This is a genomic window from Xenorhabdus khoisanae (genome assembly GCF_001037465.1).
GTDB classification, from domain to species: Bacteria; Pseudomonadota; Gammaproteobacteria; order Enterobacterales; family Enterobacteriaceae; genus Xenorhabdus; species Xenorhabdus khoisanae.
In genome coordinates, this window is sequence record NZ_LFCV01000214.1 from 1 (window position 1) to 461 (window position 461).

The 461-nt window shown below is 48.2% G+C and carries 1 protein-coding gene; it reads right to left on the reverse strand.

All coding sequences use genetic code 11. The annotated features are described in order from the left end of the window. Nucleotides 1-284 (reverse strand): phage integrase N-terminal domain-containing protein (locus tag AB204_RS20225; protein WP_047965180.1); only part of this gene is annotated, 284 nt, incomplete at its 3' end. Nucleotides 285-461 lie beyond the last annotated feature (177 nt).

A 461-nucleotide genomic window follows, 5' to 3' on the forward strand; every position in this document is an offset into this window, starting at 1 on the left:
CCGGCCTGCGCTAAAACGCTTCTCAGCACGGACATTTCATTTTGCAGAGTCCGGTGGCTGATAGAGTTGGCCTTTCGCTCTACAATATAGCGTTCAATATATTTGACTTTAAGGCTGTCCATCTGCCGGAGCTTAATGCCTTTCTCCTTGAGAAAGTTAAGAAACTGCCGGGCAATCCGTTCACGATCGGCAACTGTGGCAAAGCTCCCACCCGCTTGTCGGGCATGGGTCATAAATTCTTTCCTGAACAACTCAATTTTTGAACGTGCTGATTTCTGCGCCATTCACGCCTCTTCTGTCACTTTTTCTCTGTTTTTATTCATTTTTTAAACAAGTCCCTGCGTGTCGGTTCAGGTTCACCGTTCCGTGATGCGTCAGATAATGTGTAGCAGAGTGAAGTTGTGTTGAGTTATTGCAGGAGCTCGCGACGTGCTGAGCACAGCGATGGAAGGCTCCCCGTT